The organism is Pseudomonas sp. OF001, from assembly GCF_904426495.1.
Taxonomy (GTDB): Bacteria; Pseudomonadota; Gammaproteobacteria; order Pseudomonadales; family Pseudomonadaceae; genus Geopseudomonas.
In genome coordinates this window covers 41056-61539 of record NZ_CAJGBM010000063.1, presented here as the reverse complement: position 1 = coordinate 61539, position 20484 = coordinate 41056, and the positions used below count along the sequence as shown (strand labels likewise).

20 protein-coding genes are annotated in these 20484 nt (G+C 70.8%); 10 read left to right on the top strand and 10 right to left on the bottom strand.

The genetic code is table 11. From position 1 onward, the window contains the following. The first annotated feature begins 9 nt into the window (after window positions 1-9). From RA210_RS19760 to RA210_RS19725, 8 genes are all read left to right on the top strand, one after another. Window positions 10-501, top strand: coding sequence for a flavin reductase family protein (locus RA210_RS19760; protein WP_201487761.1), 492 nt, complete (start codon window positions 10-12; stop codon window positions 499-501). Between the two features lie 466 nt (window positions 502-967). Beyond that, window positions 968-1996, top strand: a complete 1029-nt coding sequence (locus RA210_RS19755) for a ring-hydroxylating dioxygenase ferredoxin reductase family protein (RefSeq protein ID WP_201487760.1) — start codon at window positions 968-970, stop codon at window positions 1994-1996. A gap of 10 nt (window positions 1997-2006) precedes the next feature. Next, the gene (locus RA210_RS19750) at window positions 2007-3335 is read left to right on the top strand and encodes a M20 family metallopeptidase (protein WP_201487759.1); all 1329 of its coding nucleotides are present in this window, start codon (window positions 2007-2009) and stop codon (window positions 3333-3335) included. A gap of 14 nt (window positions 3336-3349) precedes the next feature. Then, the gene (locus RA210_RS19745) at window positions 3350-4111 is read left to right on the top strand and encodes an aspartate/glutamate racemase family protein (protein WP_201487758.1); all 762 of its coding nucleotides are present in this window, start codon (window positions 3350-3352) and stop codon (window positions 4109-4111) included. Further along, window positions 4108-5556: an indoleacetamide hydrolase gene (iaaH, locus tag RA210_RS19740; RefSeq protein ID WP_201487757.1), complete on the top strand. Its 1449-nt coding sequence runs from the start codon at window positions 4108-4110 to the stop codon at window positions 5554-5556. The genes RA210_RS19745 and iaaH overlap by 4 nt, the downstream gene beginning before the upstream one ends. Window positions 5557-5576: 20 nt before the next feature. Then, entirely contained in the window at window positions 5577-6536 is a 960-nt protein-coding gene (locus tag RA210_RS19735; RefSeq protein WP_201487756.1) for a VOC family protein, read from the top strand. Beyond that, window positions 6533-7390, top strand: coding sequence for an alpha/beta fold hydrolase (locus tag RA210_RS19730; protein ID WP_201487755.1), 858 nt, complete (start codon window positions 6533-6535; stop codon window positions 7388-7390). Before RA210_RS19735 ends, RA210_RS19730 begins: the two co-directional genes overlap by 4 nt. Beyond that, on the top strand, window positions 7387-7824 hold the full coding sequence (locus tag RA210_RS19725; protein WP_201487754.1) for a lipocalin-like domain-containing protein: 438 nt from the start codon (window positions 7387-7389) through the stop codon (window positions 7822-7824). Before RA210_RS19730 ends, RA210_RS19725 begins: the two co-directional genes overlap by 4 nt. Window position 7825: 1 nt before the next feature. Here the strand turns inward: RA210_RS19725 and RA210_RS19720 are convergent, their stop codons facing one another. The 6 genes from RA210_RS19720 to groL are packed head-to-tail and all read right to left on the bottom strand — an operon-like array spanning window position 7826 to window position 14599. Beyond that, complete coding sequence (locus tag RA210_RS19720; protein ID WP_201487753.1) at window positions 7826-8074, bottom strand: acyl carrier protein; 249 nt, start codon at window positions 8072-8074, stop codon at window positions 7826-7828. 14 nt (window positions 8075-8088) lie between these two features. Continuing rightward, a complete protein-coding gene (locus tag RA210_RS19715) occupies window positions 8089-9264 on the bottom strand; it encodes a dihydrolipoamide acetyltransferase family protein (protein WP_201487752.1) in 1176 nt (391 codons plus the stop codon). Next, window positions 9261-10232, bottom strand: a complete 972-nt coding sequence (locus RA210_RS19710; RefSeq protein ID WP_201487751.1) for an alpha-ketoacid dehydrogenase subunit beta — start codon at window positions 10230-10232, stop codon at window positions 9261-9263. The genes RA210_RS19715 and RA210_RS19710 overlap by 4 nt, the downstream gene beginning before the upstream one ends. Further along, complete coding sequence (gene pdhA, locus RA210_RS19705) at window positions 10229-11212, bottom strand: pyruvate dehydrogenase (acetyl-transferring) E1 component subunit alpha (RefSeq protein WP_201487750.1); 984 nt, start codon at window positions 11210-11212, stop codon at window positions 10229-10231. The genes RA210_RS19710 and pdhA overlap by 4 nt, the downstream gene beginning before the upstream one ends. After that, window positions 11209-12969, bottom strand: a complete 1761-nt coding sequence (acsA, locus tag RA210_RS19700) for an acetate--CoA ligase (protein WP_201487749.1) — start codon at window positions 12967-12969, stop codon at window positions 11209-11211. The genes pdhA and acsA overlap by 4 nt, the downstream gene beginning before the upstream one ends. Before the next feature lie 4 nt (window positions 12970-12973). Next, a complete protein-coding gene (gene groL, locus RA210_RS19695; protein WP_201487748.1) occupies window positions 12974-14599 on the bottom strand; it encodes a chaperonin GroEL in 1626 nt (541 codons plus the stop codon). 140 nt (window positions 14600-14739) lie between these two features. Here groL and rloA3 point away from each other — a divergent pair, with 140 nt between their 5' ends. Continuing rightward, the gene (gene rloA3, locus RA210_RS19690) at window positions 14740-15270 is read left to right on the top strand and encodes an ATP-dependent zinc protease family protein (protein ID WP_442963412.1); all 531 of its coding nucleotides are present in this window, start codon (window positions 14740-14742) and stop codon (window positions 15268-15270) included. Between the two features lie 12 nt (window positions 15271-15282). On the opposite strand, the gene RA210_RS19685 is transcribed toward rloA3, so the two are convergent. The 4 genes from RA210_RS19685 to ppk2 form a co-directional block, all read right to left on the bottom strand. Further along, complete coding sequence (locus RA210_RS19685) at window positions 15283-15696, bottom strand: archease (protein ID WP_201487747.1); 414 nt, start codon at window positions 15694-15696, stop codon at window positions 15283-15285. Between the two features lie 54 nt (window positions 15697-15750). After that, on the bottom strand, window positions 15751-17079 hold the full coding sequence (locus RA210_RS19680; protein ID WP_201487746.1) for a hemolysin family protein: 1329 nt from the start codon (window positions 17077-17079) through the stop codon (window positions 15751-15753). A 137-nt stretch (window positions 17080-17216) separates the two neighbouring features. After that, complete coding sequence (locus RA210_RS19675; RefSeq protein ID WP_201487745.1) at window positions 17217-18938, bottom strand: SulP family inorganic anion transporter; 1722 nt, start codon at window positions 18936-18938, stop codon at window positions 17217-17219. Between the two features lie 40 nt (window positions 18939-18978). Continuing rightward, complete coding sequence (gene ppk2, locus RA210_RS19670; RefSeq protein WP_136488669.1) at window positions 18979-19785, bottom strand: polyphosphate kinase 2; 807 nt, start codon at window positions 19783-19785, stop codon at window positions 18979-18981. Window positions 19786-20014: 229 nt separating this feature from the next. Between ppk2 and RA210_RS19665 the strand changes: the two genes are divergently transcribed. Next, the gene (locus tag RA210_RS19665; protein ID WP_136488668.1) at window positions 20015-20371 is read left to right on the top strand and encodes a diacylglycerol kinase; all 357 of its coding nucleotides are present in this window, start codon (window positions 20015-20017) and stop codon (window positions 20369-20371) included. Window positions 20372-20484: the final 113 nt, after the last annotated feature.

The following is a 20484-nucleotide window of genomic DNA, read 5'->3' as shown; positions in this document are numbered from 1 at the left end:
GCGGCAGCGATGATCGAAAGCAGACAATTGCGCCAGGCGCTCGGCCAGTTCGCCACCGGCGTCACCATAGTCACCACCCGCGACGGCGAGGGCCGGCCGGTCGGCGTCACCGCCAGCAGCTTCAACGCGGTGTCGCTGGAGCCGCCGCTGGTGCTGTGGAGCATCGGCCGGAACGCCTTCAGCTACCCGGCGTTCGCCGAGGCCGGGCACTTCGCCGTGCACGTGCTGGACGCCGGGCAGCGCGGGCTGTCCGACCGTTTCGCCCAGGCCTCGACCGACAAGTTCGCCGGCCTCGAACTCGGCAGCGGCCTCGGCGGGGTGCCCCTGCTGCCCGGCTGCCTGGCGTCGTTCGAGTGCAGCACCGCGCACCGCTACGAAGGCGGCGACCATCTGATCCTGGTCGGTCGGGTGCTGCGCATGGACGTGGCGCGCAGCGCGGGGCAACCCCTGCTGTTCCATCGTGGCCGCTATGCGCAGCTGGTCTGCCCGGAAACCGCGTGACGCCGCCTGGGCCGTCTGCCGCGGGCGTTTCCTGCGGTGGCGGGATAAGCACGCAACCCATTGGAGTGCTGGCCCCGCCACCGCTTCCTATGATCGGGCCATGGCAGCGAAGACTCGCTGTCCTGCCTGGCCAGCCCCGCTCGCCGACCGGCACCAGTTTCGTCCCGACAGTCTCGCGCTGACTGTCCCATGTTTGCCCGTGCCGTTGCGGCACGGGTTTTTTTTGCCCGCGATTCGCCTTCCAGCCCCCGTGTTTGCTGCCCGTCGCGATATCCGACCACGGCAGCAGGAATTTGCACTGGCGGGATAAGCCGGTAACTCGCGGGAGCGCCCGCCCGGGAGGCGCTTCCTATGATCGGGGCAAGTCAGCAGTAACCGGGCGGCCGTTCCAGCCGCCATCCAATCCAGGCGCCCAGCACGCCACCGCTGCTGGTCGCCGATGCCTGTAAGACGGAGGCAACCGATCATGAAAGACGCAATCCACCAGGTCACCGTGAACTTCGCCGACGGCGTCAGCCGCAGCTTCGCCGTGCCCGCCGAGGCCAGCATTCTCGATGCCGCCATCGAGGCGGAAATCCCGCTGCTCTACCAGTGCCGCTCGGGCGGCTGCTCCAGCTGCATGGCCCAGCTCGCCGACGGCGACGCGCGCACCCGGCCCGGCGCCAGCTCGTCGCTGCTGGCCAGCGAGTACGCCGCCGGCCAGCGCCTGCTGTGCCTGTGCCAGGCGCAGTCGGACTGCACCTTCAGCGTGCCCTACGGCAGCGAGGTCGGCTCCAGCGCGGCGAAGGAAGTGCATGCCTTCATCGATTCCATCGAGCGCATCGCCGTCAACGTGGTGCGCCTGACCCTGGAGCTGGCCGACGGCGACTGGCTGGAGTTCCGCCCCGGCCAGTTCGTGCAGATCGAGGTGCCCGGCTTCGGCGTGCTGCGCAGCTACTCGCCGTCCAGCACCCTGGCCGACCTGCCCCGGCTGCAGCTGCTGGTGCGCCTGCTGCCGGGTGGGGCGATGTCCAGCTACCTGGAGGAGAAGGCCCAGGTCGAGGACGTGCTGACTCTGCGCGGCCCCTACGGCGCGTTCTTCCTGCGCGAGGAGCACCGCCGCGCGCCGCACATCTTCGTCGCCGGCGGCACCGGCCTGGCGCCGATCCTGTCGATGATCGACACCCTGCGCCAGAACGGCGGCAAGAAGCCGCCGATGCTGCTCAGCTTCGGCTGCGCCACCCCGGAGGTGCTGTTCGGCCTCGACGACATCGAGCTGCGCCAGCAGTGGCTGCCGAGCCTGGAGGCGCGCATCTGCGTCGACCGCGAGCCGACCGCGGGCCTGCACCACGGCAGCCCGGTCAGCGCCCTGCGCGAGGGCGACGTGGTCAGCCCGGACACCGTCGCCTACCTGTGCGGCCCGCAGCCGATGATCGACGCCGCCACCGCGCGGCTGGTCGAGCTGGGCGTCGCCCCGCAAAACATCTTCAGCGAACAGTTCGTGGCCAGCCACTGAGGAGCCTCCCATGCAACCGACCGTGTCCGTGCCGTTCTCGGCCGAGCAGATGAAGTGGTACGAGCAGGCCTGCGCGCGCATCGACCCCAAGCGCCTGCAGTACCTGTTGTTCGACCTGACCAACATCCACAGCCCGACCGGCGCGGCCGGCGCGGCCAGCCAGTTCATGGCCCGCCACCTGGAGTCGGTCGGCCTGTCGGCGCGCTACCAGCCGATGAGCGCGACCAGCGGCAACGTGCTGGCCGAGCGCCGCGGCAGCGGCGGCGGTGCCAGCGTGCTGCTCTACGCGCCGATCGACACCCACCTGGAGGAGGGCGACGAGGCCCAGGAGATCCTCACCGGCAAGGCGCCCGAGGCCGACATGCAGATCACGGCGCGGATGATCGACGACTGGGTGTTCGGCCTCGGCGCTTCCAACCCCAAGGGCATGGTCGCGACCCTCACCGAGGTGGCCACCGCGCTGATCGAGGCCGAGGTGCCGCTGGTCGGCGACCTGCTGGTCGGCATGGCCGACGGCGGCATGCCGGTGGACATCGCCGGGCGCGACCACGCCGGCATGTCCAACGGCGTGTTCCACCTGCTCAATCGCGGCGGCTCGCCGGACTTCGCGGTGATCATGAAGCCGTGGAACTGGGTCTACCACGAGGAGCCGGGCATGGCCTGGTTCAAGCTGCGCGTGCACGGCACCCTCGGCTACGCCGGCGTGCCGCGCGACATCCCGGGCTTCCGCAGCTCGGTGGTGCCGGCGGCCACGGTGATCCAGGAGCTGGAGCGCTGGATCATCGACTACGCCGAGCGCAACACCTCCGGGCAGATCAAGCCGCACGGCTGGATCGCCGGGGTGCGCGGCGGCGACGTGCAGCGCCCGGCCTTCCCCTCGGCGGTCACCGAGATCTTCTTCGACGTGCGGGTCAATCCGCGCAGCAGCCCGGCCGATGTCAAGGCGCAGTTCGCCGCCTTCGTCCGCGAGCTGCAGGCGCAGCGCCCCGAACTGGATCTCGACTGGGAGATGTACGGCTCGGTGGCCGGCGGCAGCACCGACCCGCAGAACTGGATCATCCAGTCGTGTCGGCGCGGCTGGGAGCACATCGAGCACCGCCCGCACGGCCAGGCCGACCTGCTCGGCGGGCAGACCGACGGCGCCGCGCTGCGCCGCCTGGGCATCCCCACCGCGCGCATCGGCTGGCCGTGGCCGGCGCAGGGCGCGCCGCTGCCGGTGGCCGAGGGCCTCGGCGGCATGGGCGCCACCTACGTCCCCGACCTGATCCCCTGCGCGAAGAAGATCATGTACGCGCTGATCGACACCCTGACCCGCCCGCGCCACGAGCTGGGCCTGTGAGGAGCAGCGCGACTATGAGCAAGCGCATCAAGATGATCTTCCCGGTGCCGATGAGCGAGGCGACCCGCCCGCTGGTGGAGTCGCAGCTGCCGCCGGGCCTGATCCGCCCGGACATCGAGGTCAGCTTCGTCGGCGCCGGCCAGGTGCTGACCCTGGCCGACAGCTACTACGACATGGCGATCATGGAGCAGGCGGTGATCGCCGCCGGCATCCAGGCCGAGGCGGAGGGCTTCGACGCGGTGTGCATTAACACCGTCAGCGATTCCGGTCTCGCCGCCCTGCGTTCGCGCCTGAGCATCCCGGTGCTGGCGCCGGGGCAGAGCGCCTTCCACCTGGCCAGCATGCTCGGCCACAAGTTCAGCATCCTGACCATGTGGCCGCGCTGGTTCCCGCTGTACCGCAAGACCCTCAAGGAGTACGGCCTGGAGTCGCGGCTGGCGTCGATCCGCGCGATCGACGTGCGCCCGGACACCGAGGCGCTGCTGCAGGGCAAGGAGGAAGTGGTGTTCGGCCGCCTGTTCGAGGAGGCCAAGCGCGCCATCGCCGAGGACGGCGCCGACGTGATCGTGCTCGGCTCGACCACCATGTACCAGTCGCACGCCTTCCTCGCCGAGCGCCTGCCGGTGCCGGTGCTCAACCCCGGCCAGGTCGCCTACAAGCTCTGCGAGCTGTTCCTCGACCTGGGCCTGGCGCACAGCAAGTTCGCCTATCCGAGCCCCGAGGCGTTCAAGGACGCCGCCTTCGATTTCTTCTCCGCTACCGGGAGCCGCCCATGAAACTGCCCGTGTTCGCGCAGGCCGCCTGCGCCACCGACCTGACCATCGCCGAGGCGCTCGACGCCTTCCGCACGGGGCGCCTGAGCAGCCGCCAGCTGGTCGAGGCCTGTCTCGCCCGCGCCGAGGCCGCTCGCGAGCTGAACGTGTTCGTCACCCTCGACGCCGCCGGCGCGCTGGCCGCCGCCGATGCCGCCGACGCGGCGCGCCGTGCCGGCCTGCCGCTCAAGCCGCTGGCCGGCATCCCCATCGTGGTCAAGGACAACATCCACGCCGCCGGCCTGCCGGCCACCGCCGGCACCCCGGCGCTGGCCGACTTCGTCCCGGCCGAGGATGCGCCGACCCTGCGTCCGCTGCGCGAGGCCGGCGCCATCGTGCTGGGCAAGACCAACATGCACGAGCTGGCCTTCGGCGCCACCGGCTACAACCCGGCGTTCAACACCGGCGAGCTGCTCGGCGTGCGCAATCCCTACGACTTCACCCGCATCGCCGGCGGCTCGTCCTCCGGCAGCGCGGCGGCGCTGGGCGCGCGCATGGCCCTGGCGGCGCTGGGCACCGATACCGGCGGCTCGATGCGCATCCCCTGCGCGCTGAACGGCTGCGCCTCGCTGCGCCCCAGCCACGGCCGTTACTCGGGACGCGGGGTGATCCCTATCGCGCCGAGCCGCGACACCGTCGGGCCGATGGCGCTGTGCATGGCCGACGTCGCCCTGCTCGACGGCCTGATCAGCGGTGAGGCCGCGCTGCCGCCGGTGACCCTGGCCGGCCTGCGCCTGGGCATCGCGCCGGGCTTCTGGCGCGACCTCGACGCCGACACCCGCGCGGTCGCCGAGGCGGCGCTGGACAGGCTGCGCGCCGCCGGGGTGACCCTGGTGGAAGTCGCCGAGGAGCGCCTGCAGGAGCTCACCCAGCCGATCGGCACGCTGGTGGTGATCCACGAGGCCCGCCCGGCGATGCAGGCCTGGCTGCGCGAACAGGGGCCGGGCATCGACATCGACGAACTGGCCCGCGGCATCGCCAGCCCGGACGTGCAGGCGATCTACCAGCAGCTGGTGCTGCCGGGTCGGGTGCCCACGGCCGGCGGACTGGTCGATTCCGCGCCGCTGTACGCGGCGGCCATGGCCAGCGGCCGTCCGGCGCTGCAGGAGCACTACGCCGAGCTGTTCGAGCGCCATGCGCTGGACGCCTTCATCTTCCCGACCACCCCGGTGGTGGCGCCGGCGGCCGGCCCCGAGGTCAACGAGCCGGCCTGCTTCGAGCGGCTGATCCGCAACACCGAGCCGTCGGCCAGCGCCGGCCTGCCGGGCATCCAGCTGCCGGCCGGCCTGGGCGCCGCCAGCGGCCTGCCGGTCGGCCTGGAGCTGGACGGCCCGGCCGGCAGCGACCGCCGCCTGCTGGCCATCGGCATCGCCCTGGAGGCGGTGCTGGGCCGCATCCCCCGCGCCTGAAACCATTGGAGAGCAGACAGATGATCAAGGCACTGAGTTACGTGGTGGTGCACACCCCGCACCTGGCGGAGTGGCTGAAGATGGCCGGCGAGCACATCGGCATGCAGGTCGAGATCGTGCAGCCGGGCGAGTGTGCGCGGCTGCGCGTGGACGAGAAGGCCCAGCGCTTCGTGCTGCAGGCCGTCGACGGCGAGTCCTCGATGGTCATGGGCCTGGAGGCCAGCGATGCGGCCGCCTTCGCCCAGGCACGCCAGGCGCTGCAGGAGGCCGGCTACCAGACCCGCCAAGGCAGCCGCGCCGAGTGCGAGCTGCGCGCAGTGGACGACCTGTTCCACTTCGACGATCCGGACGGCTGCCGCGTCGAGGTCGCCTTGGGCCTGCAGGATGCCGCCACGCCCTTCGTCCCCGGCCGCCCGCTGGGCGGCTTCCGCACCGGCGAGCTGGGCCTCGGCCACGTCGCCTTCATCACCCCGAAGTTCGAGGAGATGTGCCACCTGTACAAGGAGGTGCTGCAGTTCCGCCTCAGCGACTACACCAGCGTGCCGTTCCGCGTCGAGTTCCTCCACGTCAACCCGCGCCACCATACCCTGGGCATCGCCTACACCGGCGGACCGCGCAAGCTGTACCACCTGATGATCGAGTACAACGACTTCGACGACCTCGGTCGCGCCCATGACCTGGCGCTGGAGAATCCCGACTCCATCGGCGTCACCTTCGGCCGCCACATCAACGACCACATGACCTCGTTCTACCTGAAGAACCCCGACGACTGGATGCTCGAGCTGGGCTGGGCGGGACGCACCATCGGCCCCGACTGGCAGGTGGAAGAGCTGTCCGGCATGAGCCTGTGGGGTCACGACCGCACCTGGCTGCCGGCCGACAAGCGCGAGCATGCCCGGCAGATTCTCAAGGACCTGTCCAAGCGCGGCCTGCGCGCCCCCGTAGTAACCAACAGCCAAACCGCCAAGGTGAGCCAATGACGACCCTCAACACCGGCGCCTCTCCGGAGGTGGCCAACAGCCTCCAGGTCGGCGACTGCACGATCAACTACCACGACCGCGGCCAGGGCGAAGCCATCCTGCTGATCCACGGCTCCGGTCCCGGCGTCACCGCCTGGGCCAACTGGCGCGGGGTGATCCCGGCGCTCGCCGAGAAGGCGCGGGTGATCGCCCCGGACATGCTCGGCTTCGGCTACACCCGCTGCCCGATGGACCGCCCGCTCGACCCGCAGGCCTGGGTGGCGCAACTGGTCGGCCTGCTCGATGCGCTGGACATCCCCAGGGTGGCGGTGGTCGGCAACTCCTTCGGCGGCGCCATCGCCCTGGCCTTCGCCCTGCGCCATCCCGAGCGGGTCAGCCGCCTGGTGCTGATGGGCTCGGCGGGCCTGTCGTTCCAGCTCACCGAAGGGCTGGACAAGGTGTGGGGCTACCAGCCGTCGCTGCAGGCGATGCGCGAGCTGATGCAGGTGTTCGCCTGGGACCACGGCATCATCACCGACGACCTGGTGCGCATGCGCTATGAGGCGAGCATCCGTGACGACGTGCAGAGCCGCTTCGCCCAGCTGTTCCCGGCGCCGCGCCAGCAGGGCATCGAGATGCTCGCGGTGGACGAGGCCGCGCTGCGCCAGCTGCCGCAGCCGACCCTGATCATCCATGGCCGCGACGACCAGGTGATCCCGCTGGAGGCTTCCGAGCGACTGCTCCGCCTGATCCCCCACGCCCAGCTGCACGTGTTCGGCGAGTGCGGCCACTGGGTGCAGATCGAGAAGGCCGCCGACTTCACCCGACTGCTCATCGACTTTTTGTGTTCCGGCCGCGAGGAGAACCAGGCATGAACAAGGAAACCATCCGCGGACGCTGGAACATCCTGTCCTGGGAACAGCTGTACGACGACGGCCGCGTGGTCCATCCGATGGGCACCGAGCTGGAGGGCTTCATCGAGTACGGCCCCTACGGCATGTTCTGCGTGATCGCCAGGAAGGACCGCGAAGCCTTCACCACCGGCGGCCAGTGGTCGGCCAGCGACGCCGAGAAGGCCGCCGCCTACGGCAGCTACCTGACCTACGCCGGGCCCTACGACGTCGAGGGCGACACCGTCCGCCACCACGTGCGCCACAGCCTGTTCCCCAACTGGGAAGGTGGCTCGCAGAAGCGCGTCGCGGTACTGGACGGCGGCGTGCTGTCGCTCACCGCGCGCCTGGAGGAGGGCACCCCGGAGGCGCGCACCGCCAAGCTGGTGTGGACCCGCGCGCTGCCGGCGCAGGGCTGAGTCACTCCGCCAGACGCCGGTACAGGTAGGCCAGCAGCACATCCAGGGTGGTGAGCTGCTGGTAGTCGGCCTCGGGGATGTTCACCCCGAGGCGCTGGTGCAGGGCGGCGAGGAAGCGCAGCCAGTCCATCGAGTCGAGGTCGACCTCGTCGCGCAGCGGGCGGTCGCCGCGCAGCGTTTCCGGTTCCACCTCCGGGGCGATGCCCTGCAGGGCTTCGAGCACCTCGCGGCGCAGCTGGGCGTCATCCATCGGTTTTTCCCTCCTCACAGGCTGTCGGGCTCCTGCAGGCGGCGGCGCACCTCGGCGAGAAAGCGCGCGCCGTAGTGGCCGTCGCTGGCGCGGTGGTCGGCGGCCAGGCTGAACTGCGCGGTGGCCAGCGCGCGCACCTTGCCGTCTGCCACCCAGGGCCGTTCGGCGATGCGGCCGACGCCGACCAGCGCCACCTGCGGCGGGTAGATCACGCCGAACACGCCATCCACGCCCTGGTCGCCGAGCTGGGTGACGGTGAGGGTGGCCTCGGACAGCTCCGAGCTGCGCAGCGAGTAGCTGCGCGCGCGCTGCACCAGATCGCCCAGCTCGGCCATCAGCTGGTCGAGCGGCTTGGCGGCGACGTCGTGCAGCGCCGGGGCGATCAGCCCGCCCTGGCGCAGCGCCACCGCCACGCCGAGGTGGATGCCCGGCCCCGGCTGGAAGGCGCCGTCGATCCAGTGGCCGTTGAGCTGCGGATAGTCGCGCAGGGCCAGGGCGACCGCCTTGAGCACCAGCACGCCGGACAGCAGGCGCCGCTCGAGCGGCAGCTCGGCGTTGTAGGCGGCGAGCCAGTCCAGCGCCGTGCCCATGGGCACCGTCTCGCTCAGGTAGTAGTGCGGAATCTCGCGCTTGGAACGGCTCATCGCCGCGGCGATGGCCTGGCGCATGGCGGCGTGGCGCTGCTGCGCCGTGGCCGGCACTGCTGCGGGCCGGCTCGCCGCCGCGGCCTCGACGTCGGCGAGGGTCACCGAATCCTGCGGACCCGTGCCGCTCAGCGCGCTGGCATCGAGGCCCAGCTCGGCGGCGCGCCGGCGTGCGGCGGGGCTGATGCGCGGGCGGCCGGTCGGCGCCGTGCCGGTCGTGGCCGCTGCCGGTGCTGGTTGCGGTTGGGCGGGTTTCGGCGTTGCGGCAATGGTGGGACGCGGGGTGCGCGGCGCGGTTTCCGCCGACTCGCCGGCTTCCAGCAGGGTGGCGATGGGCGTGCCCACCGCCACCTTGTCGCCGGGCTGGATCAGCAGCTCGAACAGCGTGCCTTCCTGCCAGCACTCGATCTCCACCGCCGCCTTGGCGGTGTCGACCACGGCGACCACCTGGCCGCGCCTAACCGAATCGCCCGGCGCCACCTGCCATTCGAGCAGGGTGCCGGCGTCCATGTCGGCGCCGAGGGCGGGCATGCGGAATTCGATCATCCCAGCAGGCCCTTGGCTGCCGCCACGATGGCCGGCACCTGCGGCAGCGCCGCGTCCTCCAGATGTTTCGCATAGGGCGTCGGCACCTCGGCACTGCACACCCGCGCGGGCGGGGCGTCGAGGTCGAAGAAGGCCTGCTCGACGATGCGCGCCATCACCTCGGCGGCCAGGCTGCCGCTGCGCCAGCCCTCGTCGACCACCAGGGCGCGGCGGGTGCGGCGCACCGATTCCATCAGCGTGGCGTCGTCCAGCGGGCGCAGCACGCGCAGGTCGAGCACCTCGGCGGCGATGCCGTCGCCGGCCAGCTGTTCGGCGGCCTCCAGCGCCTTGCCCAGGGTGCCGCCGTAGGCGATCAGGGTCAGATCCGAGCCCGGCCGGCGCACCCGCGCCGAGCGGATGTCGACCACCATCGTCTCGTCCAGCTCGCCCTCCATGTTGTACAGCGCACCCTGCTCGAACAGCAGCACCGGGTCGGGGTCCTCGAGCGCCGGCCAGAGCATGCCGCGGGCGTCCTCCAGGGTGGCCGGGGCGAGGATCTTCAGGCCGGGGATGTGCGCCAGCCAGCCCTCCAGGCTGTGCGAGTGCTGCGCCGCCAGCTGGCGCCCGGCGCCGGTGGTCATGCGCACCACCAGCGGCACCGAGAACTGCCCGCCGGACATGTGGCGCAGGGTGGCGGCGGTGTTCACCAGCTGGTCGAGGGCCAGCAGGCTGAAGTTCACCGTCATCACCTCGACGATCGGCCGCAGGCCGCCGAGCGCCGCGCCGATGCCGGCGCCGACGAAGGCCAGCTCGGACAGCGGCGTGTCGCGTACCCGCTGCTCGCCGAACTCGTCGACCAGGCCCTTGCTCACCGCGAAGGTGCCGCCGTAGCGGCCGACGTCCTCGCCCATCAGGAACACCCGCGGATCGCGGGCCAGCGCCTCGCGCATCGCTTCGCGCAGCGCCTCGCGGTAGCTGGTGCGGCTCATGGCTGCTGCTCCGGGGTGTACACGTCGGTCAGCAGCGACTCGACTGGCTCCAGCGTGCCGGCCTCGGCGCAGGCCACCGCCGCTTCCACCTCGGCGGCCGCCTCGGCCTCCAGCGCCGCCACGCCGGCGGTATCGAGCAGGCCGTCGGCGATCAGCCGCGCGCTGTAAGTGGCGATCGGGTCGCGCTGCCGCCAGGCCTCGACCTCGGCCTTGTCGCGGTACAGCTCGGGGTCGAACATCGAGTGGGCGCGGAAGCGGTAGGTCCGGTATTCGAGGAACACCGGGCCGTGGCCGGCGCGCACCTGCTTGGCGGCCAGGCGGGTGGCCTGGTGCACGGCGACCACGTCCATGCCGTCCACCGCGCGCGCCGGCACGCCGAAGGCCGCGGCCTTGGCGGCCAGGTCGGTCTGCGCCTGGGAGCGGGCCAGCGCGGTGCCCATGGCGTAGAGGTTGTTCTCGCAGCAGAACAGCACCGGCAGTCGCCACAGCGCGGCCAGATTCAGCGACTCGGCGGCGGCGCCCTCGGCCATGGCGCCGTCGCCGAAGAAGCAGGCAGTGATGCGCTTGCCGCCCTGCATGCGTTCGGCCAGCGCCAGGCCCACCGCCAGCGGGATGCCGCCGGCGACTATGGCGTTGCCGCCGAAGAAGCGCCGGGCGGCGTCGAACAGGTGCATGGAGCCGCCGCGCCCCCGGCAGCAGCCCTCCAGCCGGCCGTACATCTCGGCCATGATCGCCGCCATCGGCACGCCCCACAGCAGGGCGTGGCCGTGCTCGCGGTAGGTGGCGACCACGGCGTCCCCGGCCTCCAGCGCGTGCAGCGCGCCGGTGGCCACCGCCTCCTCGCCGATGTACAGGTGCAGGAAGCCGCGGATCTTGCTCTCTCCGTACAGCTCGGCGCAGCGCTCCTCCAGGCGGCGGATGCGCAGCATGTCGCGCAGCAGGCTGACGGCGAACTCGGCCGGGTAGGGCACCGAACTCATGTCGGGTTCTCCACGGTCGAGGTGTCGCCCTCGGGCAGGCCCAGCTCGCGGGCCTTGAGCAGGCGGCGCATCAGCTTGCCGCTGCGGGTGCGCGGAAGACTCTCCAGGATATCCAGCTCCTTGGGCGCCACCGCCGCGCCGAGGCGCTTGCGCGCGTGACCGAGCAGCTCGTCGTGCAGCTCGGCGCTGGCGGTGAAGTCGCCCTTGAGCGAGACGAAGGCCTTCACCGTCTCGCCGAGGATCGGGTCGGGCTTGCCGATCACTGCCGCCTCGGCCACCGCCGGGTGTTCGAGCAGCGCGCTCTCCACCTCGAACGGGCCGATCAGGTGGCCGGCCGACTTGATCACGTCGTCGCTGCGGCCGACGAACCAGTAGTAGCCGTCGGCGTCGCGGCGGGCCAGGTCGCCGCTCAGGTACCAGTCGCCGGCGAAGCAGCGCCGGTAGCGTTCCTCCTGGCCGAGATAGGCGCGGAACATCCCCGGCCACGGCTGCCTGAGCGCCAGCTCGCCGATGGCGTCATCACCGAGCATTTCCAGCGTGCCGTCATCTCTTTTATGGACGATGGCCGCCTCGATGCCCGGCAGCGGCTGGCCCATCGAGCCCGGCTTGATCGGCATGGCCGCGGTGTTGGCCAGCATGATCCCGCCGGTCTCGGTCTGCCACCAGTTGTCGTGGATCGGCAGGCCGAGCACTTCCTGGCCCCACCACACCGCCTCCGGGTTGAGCGGCTCGCCGACGCTGGCGACGAAGCGCAGCGCCGGATACTTGTGCGCGCGGGCCAGTTCGTCGCCGGCCTTGATCAGCAGGCGGATGGCGGTCGGCGCGGTGTACCAGACGCTGACGGCTTCGCTTCTGAGGATGCCGTACCAGCGCACCGCGTCGAAGTCGGCGCAGTCGACCACGCTGGTGACGCCGAGCAGCAGCGGGGCGAGGATGCCGTAGGAAGTGCCGGTGACCCAGCCGGGATCGGCGGTGCACCAGAACACGTCGTCCGGGTGCAGGTCGAGGGCGTAGCGGCCGGTGACCAGGTGGGTGAGCGCCGCGCCGTGCACGTGCAGCGCGCCCTTGGGCGTGCCGGTGGTGCCGCTGGTGAAGTGCAGCAGCGAGGGGCTGTCGGCGCTGGTCGGCGCCACGCTGAACTCGTCCGCAGCGGCGCTCATCAACTGGCGCAGGTCGTGGCTGCCGGCGATCTGCACGCTGCCGCCGTTGTCGTCGAACAGCAGCACGTGCCTGAGCAGCGGCAGCCGCTCGCGGATCGCCGCCACCTTGCGCCGGTACAGCGACTCGCTGGTCAGCAGCACGCTGCCTTCGCCCAGGCGCAGGCGGGTCTCCAGCGGCTCGGGGCCGAAGGCGGAGAACAGCGGCGACACCACGCAGCCGGCCTTGAGGCCACCGAGCACGCCGAGATACAGCTCCAGGCCGCGGTTGCACAGCACGAACAGCCGCGCGCCGGGCGGCACGCCGAGGTCGTGCAGCACATTGGCGAAGCGGCTGGTCTGCCGCGCCAGCTCGCCGTAGCTGACCTCGCGGCGGCAGCCGTCGCGCAGCAGCAGGCGCAGCGCGCAGTGCTCGCGCAGCGGCCCGGCGGCATGCCGGTCGACCGCCTCGAAGGCCAGATTCAGGCCGCCGCCGGGCAGGCCGCTGAGGCCCCTGGCTTCCTCCGCCCAGGAAAAGGCGGCGCGCGCCTGCGGCGTGGCCGGCCAGTTGGGCGTCACCCGCAGCGCGGCGGGCGTCTTGTCGATGCGGTCCGGGCGCATGGCGTCACTCCATGCCCGGCATGGGCGGCTCGTGTTCGTGCTCGTCCTTGCCGGGCACCTCGGTCAGGGTCGCCTCGGTGAGCAGCAGCACGCTGGCCACCGACACCGCGTTCTCCAGGGCGATGCGCACCACCTTGGTCGGGTCGACGATGCCGGCGTCGTACATGTCGACATACTGGTTGGTCGCCGCGTCGAAGCCCACCGGCCCGACCTCGCCTAGGATGCGCGCCACCACCACGCCGGCGTCCACCGCCGAGTTCTCGGCGATGGTGCGGGTCGGCGCCTCGAGGGCGCGACGGAGGATCTGCACGCCGGTCTTCTCGTCGCCGGCGCACTGCTCCTCCAGCGCGGTGAGCGCCGGCACCGCGCGCAGCAGGGCCATGCCGCCGCCGGGCACTATGCCTTCCTCGATGGCCGCGCGGGTGGCGGCGATGGCGTCGTCGAGGGCATCTTTTTTCGTCTTCATCTCCGCCTCGGTGGGCGCGCCGACGCGGATCACCCCGACCCCGCCGGCCAGCCGCGCCAGGCGCTCCTGCAGCTTCTCGCGGTCGTAGTCGCTGCTCGCCGCCTCGATCTGCGTGCGGATCTGCGCGATGCGCGCCTCGATGGCCTCCTTGCGCCCGCCGCCGCCGATCAGCGTGGTGCTCTCCTTGTCGACCACCACCCGCTTGGCGCGGCCGAGCTGGCGCAGCTCGGCCTGCTCCAGGCGCAGGCCCAGCTCGCTGGAGATCACCTGGCCGGCGGTGAGCACGGCGATGTCCTGGAGCATCTCCTTGCGCCGGTCGCCGAAGCCCGGCGCCTTGACCGCCACCGCGCGCAGCACGCCGCGGATCTGGTTGACGATCAGGGTGGCCAGCGCCTCGCCCTCGATGTCCTCGGCGATGAACAGCAGCGGCCGGCCGCTCTTGGCGATCTGCTCGAGCAGCGGCACCAGCTCCTTGAGCAGGCCGACCTTGTGGTCGCAGAGCAGCAGGAAGGGGTCTTCCAGAACCGCCTGCATCTTGTCGGCGTCGGTGATGAAGTAGGGCGAGATGTAGCCGCGGTCGAAGCGCATGCCCTCGACCACATCGACCACCGTCTCGGTGGTCTTCGATTCCTCGACGGTGATCACCCCCTCGCCGCCGACCCGCTCCAGGGCGTCGGCCACCAGTTCACCGATGGGCGCGTCGTTGTGCGCCGAGATGGCCGCCACCTGGGCCTTCTCCTTGCGCGTCTGCACGGTGCGCGACTGCGCCTTCAGCGACGCCACCGCCGCCTGCAGGCCGCGGTCCAGGCCGCGCTTGAGGTCGATGGCGCTGGCCCCGGCGACCACGTTGCGCACGCCGTCGGCGAGGATGGCGTGGGCCAGCACGGTGGCGGTGCTGGTGCCGTCGCCGACCGCCTCGCCGGTGCGCTCGGCGGCCTGGCGCAGCATCTGCGCGCCGAGGTTCTCCTCGGGGTCCTCCAGCTCGACCTGCTTGGCGATGGTCACCCCGTCGTTGCACACCGTCGGCGTGCCCCACTTCCTCTGGATCAGCACCGACTTGGATTTGGGCCCCAGGGTCACGCGGATCGCGTCGGCCAGCTGGGTGGCGCCGCGCAGCACCTTCTCGCGCGCGGCGTTGCGGAACAGCAGCTTGGTGTGGGGCATGGGCGGACCCTCCCTCATCGTGGTGCGGCGGCGAAGTCCTATCAGCGTAGCGAGGGGCCGGGGAGTTCGCCGGCCGGCTTGACGGATCGTTCACGCCGGACGGTCCATACTGGAGCCATCTCATCTCCGGAGGATTCGCCGTGCCTTGCAGACTGACAGGTTCGTTCGCCGCCGCAGCACTGGTGCTGCTGGCCGGCATGCCCATCGCGCAGGCGGGGACGCCGGAGATCTATGGCTGGGTCGAGGAGAGCCGGCTGCTGCCGGAGAACGTCACGGTGAAGAGCAAGCTCGACACCGGCGCGCTGACCTCGTCGCTGGACGCCCGGGCGCTGGAGCGCTTCGACAGGAACGGCGAGCCGTGGGTGCGCTTCAAGGTCGAGGTCAAGGACAGCGACACCGGCCAGCAGGTGAGCATCCCCTTCGAGCGCCGCGTCGAGCGCGACGTCAAGGTGCGCGGCGCCGGCGGTGCCGAGCGGCGCCCGGTGGTGCTGATGCGGATGTGCATCGGCAACCAGCTGCTCGACGAGCAGTTCTCCCTCAACGACCGCGGCGACATGCTCTACCCGGTGCTGATCGGCCGGCGCACCCTGGAGCACCTCGGCGCGGTGGACGTCTCGCGCACCTTCACCCACAAGCCGGACTGCCCGGCAACCAAGGCTCAGGGCAGGTAGCGCCGCGCGGCCTCAGACATCCACCACCGCCTGCGCCAGCCACTGGCCGTTCGCCTGTCGGCACACCTTCAGCTCGCAGTACGACACGCCCTTGGCCTCCGCCGCCGGCTGGTGGCGCGCCACGTCCACCGGCTCGCCCCAGGCGGTGGCGTGCAGGCGCGTGCCGTCGATCCTTACCTCGAAGCGCGAGAACAGCAGGTGGCGGGTGGCCATGCGGTAGATCAGCGCGTTGAGCCAGTCGACCAGCAGCAGCTCCAGGTCCGGGGCGGCGCAGTCGATGGTCAACGACTGCTTCGGCAGCACGGTGGCCGGGTCGCAGATCGCCGAGGTCAAGGCCAGCGCCGCGCCGGCGAACGCCTCCTCCAGCGTGGCGCCGCTGCCGCGTACGCCGATGTCGGCTTCGTGGGGGAAGGTCTGGGAGGGCATGGGCGGCTCCGTGATCGACAGGGAAATGGGCTCGCTACCTATGGAGTAGCCCAATCAGCCCTTGTGCGCCGGGCCGGCAGCCTCCGCGCCAGCCTGCGGTGTGGTGCGGGTGACCATCACCTGGTCGATGCGGTAGCTGTCGACGTCCATCACCTCGAAGGTGTAGCCGCCCCAGGTCACGCTGTCGGTGCGCTTGGGTACGCGGCGCAGCATGGTCATCAGGAAGCCGGCGAGGGTTTCGTACTCGTCCTCGTGGGGCACGCTGTCGATATCCAGCGCGCGGCGCACGTCCTGGATCGGGGTGACGCCGTCGATCAGCCAGGAGTTCTCGTCGCGGCGGACGATCTGCTCCTCGTACCAGGGCGAGACCATGTCGCCCATGACGATGCTCATCACGTCGTTGAGGCTGATCAGGCCGACCACCAGGCTGTATTCGTTGACGATCAGGGCGAAGGTTTCGCCGGCCTGGCGGAACTGCCTGAGCACTTCGGCCAGGGTCAGGCGATCCGGCACCACCAGCGGCTTGCGGATCAGCGCGGGGTCTTCGAGGGAGATCGGCTGGTTGTGCAGCACCCGCTGGAACAGGTCCTTGATGGTGACGTAGCCGACGATGTGGTCGATGTCGCCGTCGCAGACCGGGTAGGCGGAGTAGGGCTCGTCGGCGATCCGCGAGCGGATCAGCGCATCGGGGTCGTCGCGCAGGAAGAAGACGATGCCTTCGCGGTGGGTCATGGCGCTGGGCAGGGTGCGGGTTTCCAGCTCGAAGATGTTCTCGATGACCTGGTGCTCGCTGGCCGCCAGGGTGCCGGACTGGGCGCCGGCCTGGGTCATGGCCATGATGTCCTCGGGGGTGACGCTGTCGTCGCGCTGCTTGGGCAGCTTGAGCAGGTTGATCAGGCTGCCGACCAGCCAGGCGTAGACCAGCACCAGCGGCTTGAGCAGCGTGGAGAGTACGCGCATCGGGCCGATGACGCGGATGGCGAGCTGTTCGGGAACCGCCATGGCGACCTGCTTGGGAATCAGGTCGGTGATGACGATGAACAGCGAGGTGGTGAGGATGAAGGACACCACGAAGCCCAGGGTGGCCGCCTGCTGCGCCTCCAGACGCAGGGCGAACAGCTCGGTGAACAGCGGACTGAACATGCCCTCGCCGACGATGCCGCCGAGGATGGCCAGCGCATTCATGCCGATCTGTACCACGGTGAAGTAGTGGCCGGGCTTTTCCTGGACCTGCATGACCCGCAGGGCATTGACGCTGCCTTCATCGGCCATCTGCCGCAGTCGCACCGGGCGCGAGGCGGCCAGGGCGATTTCGGCGAGGGAGAAGAACGCGCTGACCAGGATGAGCAGCGCGAGGAGCAGCAGGCTTTGACTGAAGTTCATGGGGAGTGCATGCCATTACGCATGAAGAATGGATACCCGCTGGAGGGTAGCATGCGCGCCTGACGGGGACATGACCCGAGCCGGGATGCCGCTGTCGGCCTCGTCGGCGCAGGTTGGGGCACGGCCCCGCGCGGCGATCATGTCTCCCCGGCATCGCCATCCGCCTGGTGGTCGAGAAAGGCCTTCACCGCCTTGCGCATGGTCGGGAAGTACAGGGTGTCGTCCTTCTCCAGCGCATGCGCCCTGCGCCATTCGGCGATCTCCCGGTAGCGCCCGGCGACCACCAGCTGCACGCCCTTCTCGCGCAGCGTCGCCTTCAGGCTCTCGACCGCGAAGTAGCCGGTGACATCCGACTGGGTGATCGGCATGGCGTCCACCACCAGCCAGCGCAGGCCATCGCCGGCGCGCTCGACGGCGCGTTCCACCTGCTGGCGGAAGTAGTTGGCATTGAAGAACACCAGCGGCGCATTGAAGCGCAGCAGCAGCAGGCCGGGCCAGGTGGTCGCCCCCGGATGGTTGGCCAGCGGGTGGAATCCGGAGATGCCCGCCACCTTGCCGAGCACATCGATGCGCGGCCGCGAGGAGAGCATGACGAAGCGGATCAGCGAGAGGACGAGCACCACCAGGATCGCCTTGATGGCGCCCACCCAGATCACCCCGAGGGTGGCCAGCATGGCGAAGGCGAACTCGATGCGGCTGAAGCGGTACAGGCGCAGCAGGCCGCGCAGGTCCAGCAACGATATCGAGGCCATGACCAGCACCGCGGCCAGCGCGGCGATCGGCACGAAGCGCAGGGGCTCGCTGAGGAACAGCAGCACCAGGCCGATCGACAGCGCGGCGATGATTCCGGTCAGCTGGCTGCGGCCGCCGGCGGCGTCGCTCACCGCGGTGCGCGAGTCGGCGCCGCTGATGGCGAAGCTCTGGGTCAGGGCGGCGGCCAGGTTGGCTGCGCCCAGGGCGGCGAATTCGCGGTCGGCATCGATGTCGTAGTGGTTCTTGGCGGCGAAGCTGCGCGCCGTCAGCATCATGCTGGAGAAGCTGACCAGCGCCAGGCCCAGGGCGGCCGCCACCAGCTCGTCGAGCATGTCCCAGGGTACGCTCGGCAGCTTCAGCTCCGGCAGGCCGGCCGGTACCGCGCCGACCACCGCCACGCCGTGCTGGTCGAGGCCCAGGCCGGCCACCACCACCGCGCTGACCACCAGCGCCAGCAGCGCGGCCGGCAGGCGCGGCAGCAGGCGCGGCGCGAGCAGCAGCACGGCGAAGGCTCCCAGACCGACCAGCAGGGTCGGCCAGTGGTAGTCGGCATGCTGGCGGAGCAGCTGCAGGGTCGCCGGCACCACGCCGGGCGCATCGACGGGCACCCCGGCCAGCTTGCCCAGCTGGCCGGCGAGGATGTGCACGGAAACCCCGTTGAGGAAGCCGACCAGGATCGGCTTGGAGAGGAAGTCGGCCAGCGCGCCGAGGCGGATGAAGCTGGCCAGGATGCAGAACAGCCCGGCCAGCGCAGCGAGGGCGACCGACAGCGACAGGTAGAGTGCGCCGTCGCCGGCGGCGAGCGGCGCCACTGCCGAGGCGACCAGCGCGCAGGTCGCCGCGTCGGGGCCGACGATCAGCTGGCGCGAGGTGCCGAACAGGGCATAGACCAGCAGCGGCAGGATGCTGGCATACAGGCCGACCACCGGGCTGAAGCCGGCGAGCTGGGCATAGGCGACGCCGACCGGCAGGGCGACCGCGGCCACCGACACGCCGGCGACCAGGTCGCGCGGCAGATCGCTGCGTCGGTAGGCGAGCAGCGCGGCCAGCCCGGGAGCCAGGCGCTGCAGCCAGCGGGAGGAGCCTGTGCGTTGCGCTTTGCCCATGCTGCGTCTCTCTGCCAGTGGCCGGCAGGCGAGCCCCGGGTCAGGGCTCCAGCTGGCCGTCGCCGATGTTCGAGTAGGCGTAAGTGAAGACGATCCCCGGGTCGGCGCGCAGCAGGCGCTCATCCTTGCCGGCGTAGTGCAGCCGGCTGAGCAGGTCCTTGATCAGGTTGAGCCGGGTCAGGCGCTTGCTGTCGGCGCGCACCAGGGTCCAGGGCGCCGTGAGGGTATGGGTGCGCGCCAGCATCTCGTTGCGGGCCTGGCTGTAGGCCTTCCACTGCTTGAGCGCCTGGTCGTCGATCGGGCTGGACTTCCATTGCTTGAGCGGGTTCGCCTTGCGCTCCGCCAGGCGCCTCTTCTGCTCCTCCTTGCTGATGTCGAGGTAGTACTTGAACAGCTTGATCCCGGAGCGGACCAGCATGCTCTCGAACTCCTGCACCGAGCCCATGAACTCCTCGTATTCGGCCTCGCTGCAGAAGCCCATCACCCGCTCTACGCCGGCGCGGTTGTACCAGCTGCGGTTGAACAGCACGAGTTCCTGGGCGGACGGCAGGTGCGGCGCGAAGCGCTGGAAATACCACGACGAGCGGTCGCGGTCCGAGGGCCGACCGAGGGCGACCACGCGCGTCTCGCGTGGGCTGAGGTGCTGGATGATGCGCTTGATGGTGCCGTCCTTGCCGGCCGCATCGCGGCCCTCGAGGATGATCAGGATCTTGTCGTCGCATGCGATGAAGTGGTGCTGTAGCTTGACCAGTTCGACCTGCAGCTTGCGCAGGGCCTTCTTGTAGGCCTTCTTCGAGACCGGCGGCAGAGCACCGCCCGGCTTCGGCTGATCGCCTTGCCTGCCCATATCGGCGTCCTCATCCACTACGGCCAGCAGCCGCTGCCCGTCATGCCAGTTAAGCCCAGGATGCCCGCTCGTGGAAATGGGCGCCGGAGAGAGGGCGGCTGCTTGTCGCCTGCCGCGGTCCATCGGGAAGGGCCCTGCCGCTGGGTGCCCGGGCACCTGCATTGAACTGGCCACAGGGGCTGCCACGGCTTGGCTACCCTGAAATTCAGGGACATGGGGAGGAATGGGGATGAAGGGACAGCCGTTCATCAGGCGCGTGGGCTTCGCCCTGCACGGGCTGCGCCTGGCGGTGCAGCGCGAGGGCAGCCTGCGCAGCCACCTGCTGGCCGCCGCGGCGGTGCTGGCGGTGCTGCTGGCGACGCGACCGGCGCCGCTGTGGTGGGCGCTGCTGGCGCTGGCGGTGGGCCTGGTGCTGGTGGCCGAGCTGGTCAACAGCGCGCTGGAAACCCTGATCGACCACCTGCACCCTGAACGCCATCCGGAGATCGGTGCGGCCAAGGACATCGCCGCCGGGGCGGCGCTGGTGGCCAGCGGTATCGCCGTGGTGGTTGGGGTGGCCTTTGCGCTGGACTGGCTGGCGGGCTGAGGCGCGCGCAGGGCTTCCTGAATTCAGGAAGCCGAACGAGGTGTCAGGCGGGCGGCGCGGACAAAAAGACGCCGGCACGGGGCCGGCGCGGAGAGACGGATCTGGAGTCCAAC

Excerpts from the sequence above, each read along its gene's own strand:
- RA210_RS19760 (WP_201487761.1), top strand. The coding sequence starts at position 10 with ATGATCGAAAGCAGACAATTGCGCCAGGCGCTCGGCCAGTTCGCCACC.
- RA210_RS19755 (WP_201487760.1), top strand. The coding sequence starts at position 968 with ATGAAAGACGCAATCCACCAGGTCACCGTGAACTTCGCCGACGGCGTC.
- RA210_RS19750 (WP_201487759.1), top strand. The coding sequence starts at position 2,007 with ATGCAACCGACCGTGTCCGTGCCGTTCTCGGCCGAGCAGATGAAGTGG.
- RA210_RS19745 (WP_201487758.1), top strand. The coding sequence starts at position 3,350 with ATGAGCAAGCGCATCAAGATGATCTTCCCGGTGCCGATGAGCGAGGCG.
- iaaH (WP_201487757.1), top strand. The coding sequence starts at position 4,108 with ATGAAACTGCCCGTGTTCGCGCAGGCCGCCTGCGCCACCGACCTGACC.
- RA210_RS19735 (WP_201487756.1), top strand. The coding sequence starts at position 5,577 with ATGATCAAGGCACTGAGTTACGTGGTGGTGCACACCCCGCACCTGGCG.
- RA210_RS19730 (WP_201487755.1), top strand. The coding sequence starts at position 6,533 with ATGACGACCCTCAACACCGGCGCCTCTCCGGAGGTGGCCAACAGCCTC.
- RA210_RS19725 (WP_201487754.1), top strand. The coding sequence starts at position 7,387 with ATGAACAAGGAAACCATCCGCGGACGCTGGAACATCCTGTCCTGGGAA.
- RA210_RS19720 (WP_201487753.1), bottom strand. The coding sequence starts at position 8,074 with ATGGATGACGCCCAGCTGCGCCGCGAGGTGCTCGAAGCCCTGCAGGGC.
- RA210_RS19715 (WP_201487752.1), bottom strand. The coding sequence starts at position 9,264 with ATGATCGAATTCCGCATGCCCGCCCTCGGCGCCGACATGGACGCCGGC.
- RA210_RS19710 (WP_201487751.1), bottom strand. The coding sequence starts at position 10,232 with ATGAGCCGCACCAGCTACCGCGAGGCGCTGCGCGAAGCGATGCGCGAG.
- pdhA (WP_201487750.1), bottom strand. The coding sequence starts at position 11,212 with ATGAGTTCGGTGCCCTACCCGGCCGAGTTCGCCGTCAGCCTGCTGCGC.
- acsA (WP_201487749.1), bottom strand. The coding sequence starts at position 12,969 with ATGCGCCCGGACCGCATCGACAAGACGCCCGCCGCGCTGCGGGTGACG.
- groL (WP_201487748.1), bottom strand. The coding sequence starts at position 14,599 with ATGCCCCACACCAAGCTGCTGTTCCGCAACGCCGCGCGCGAGAAGGTG.
- RA210_RS19685 (WP_201487747.1), bottom strand. The coding sequence starts at position 15,696 with ATGCCCTCCCAGACCTTCCCCCACGAAGCCGACATCGGCGTACGCGGC.
- RA210_RS19680 (WP_201487746.1), bottom strand. The coding sequence starts at position 17,079 with ATGAACTTCAGTCAAAGCCTGCTGCTCCTCGCGCTGCTCATCCTGGTC.
- RA210_RS19675 (WP_201487745.1), bottom strand. The coding sequence starts at position 18,938 with ATGGGCAAAGCGCAACGCACAGGCTCCTCCCGCTGGCTGCAGCGCCTG.
- ppk2 (WP_136488669.1), bottom strand. The coding sequence starts at position 19,785 with ATGGGCAGGCAAGGCGATCAGCCGAAGCCGGGCGGTGCTCTGCCGCCG.
- RA210_RS19665 (WP_136488668.1), top strand. The coding sequence starts at position 20,015 with ATGAAGGGACAGCCGTTCATCAGGCGCGTGGGCTTCGCCCTGCACGGG.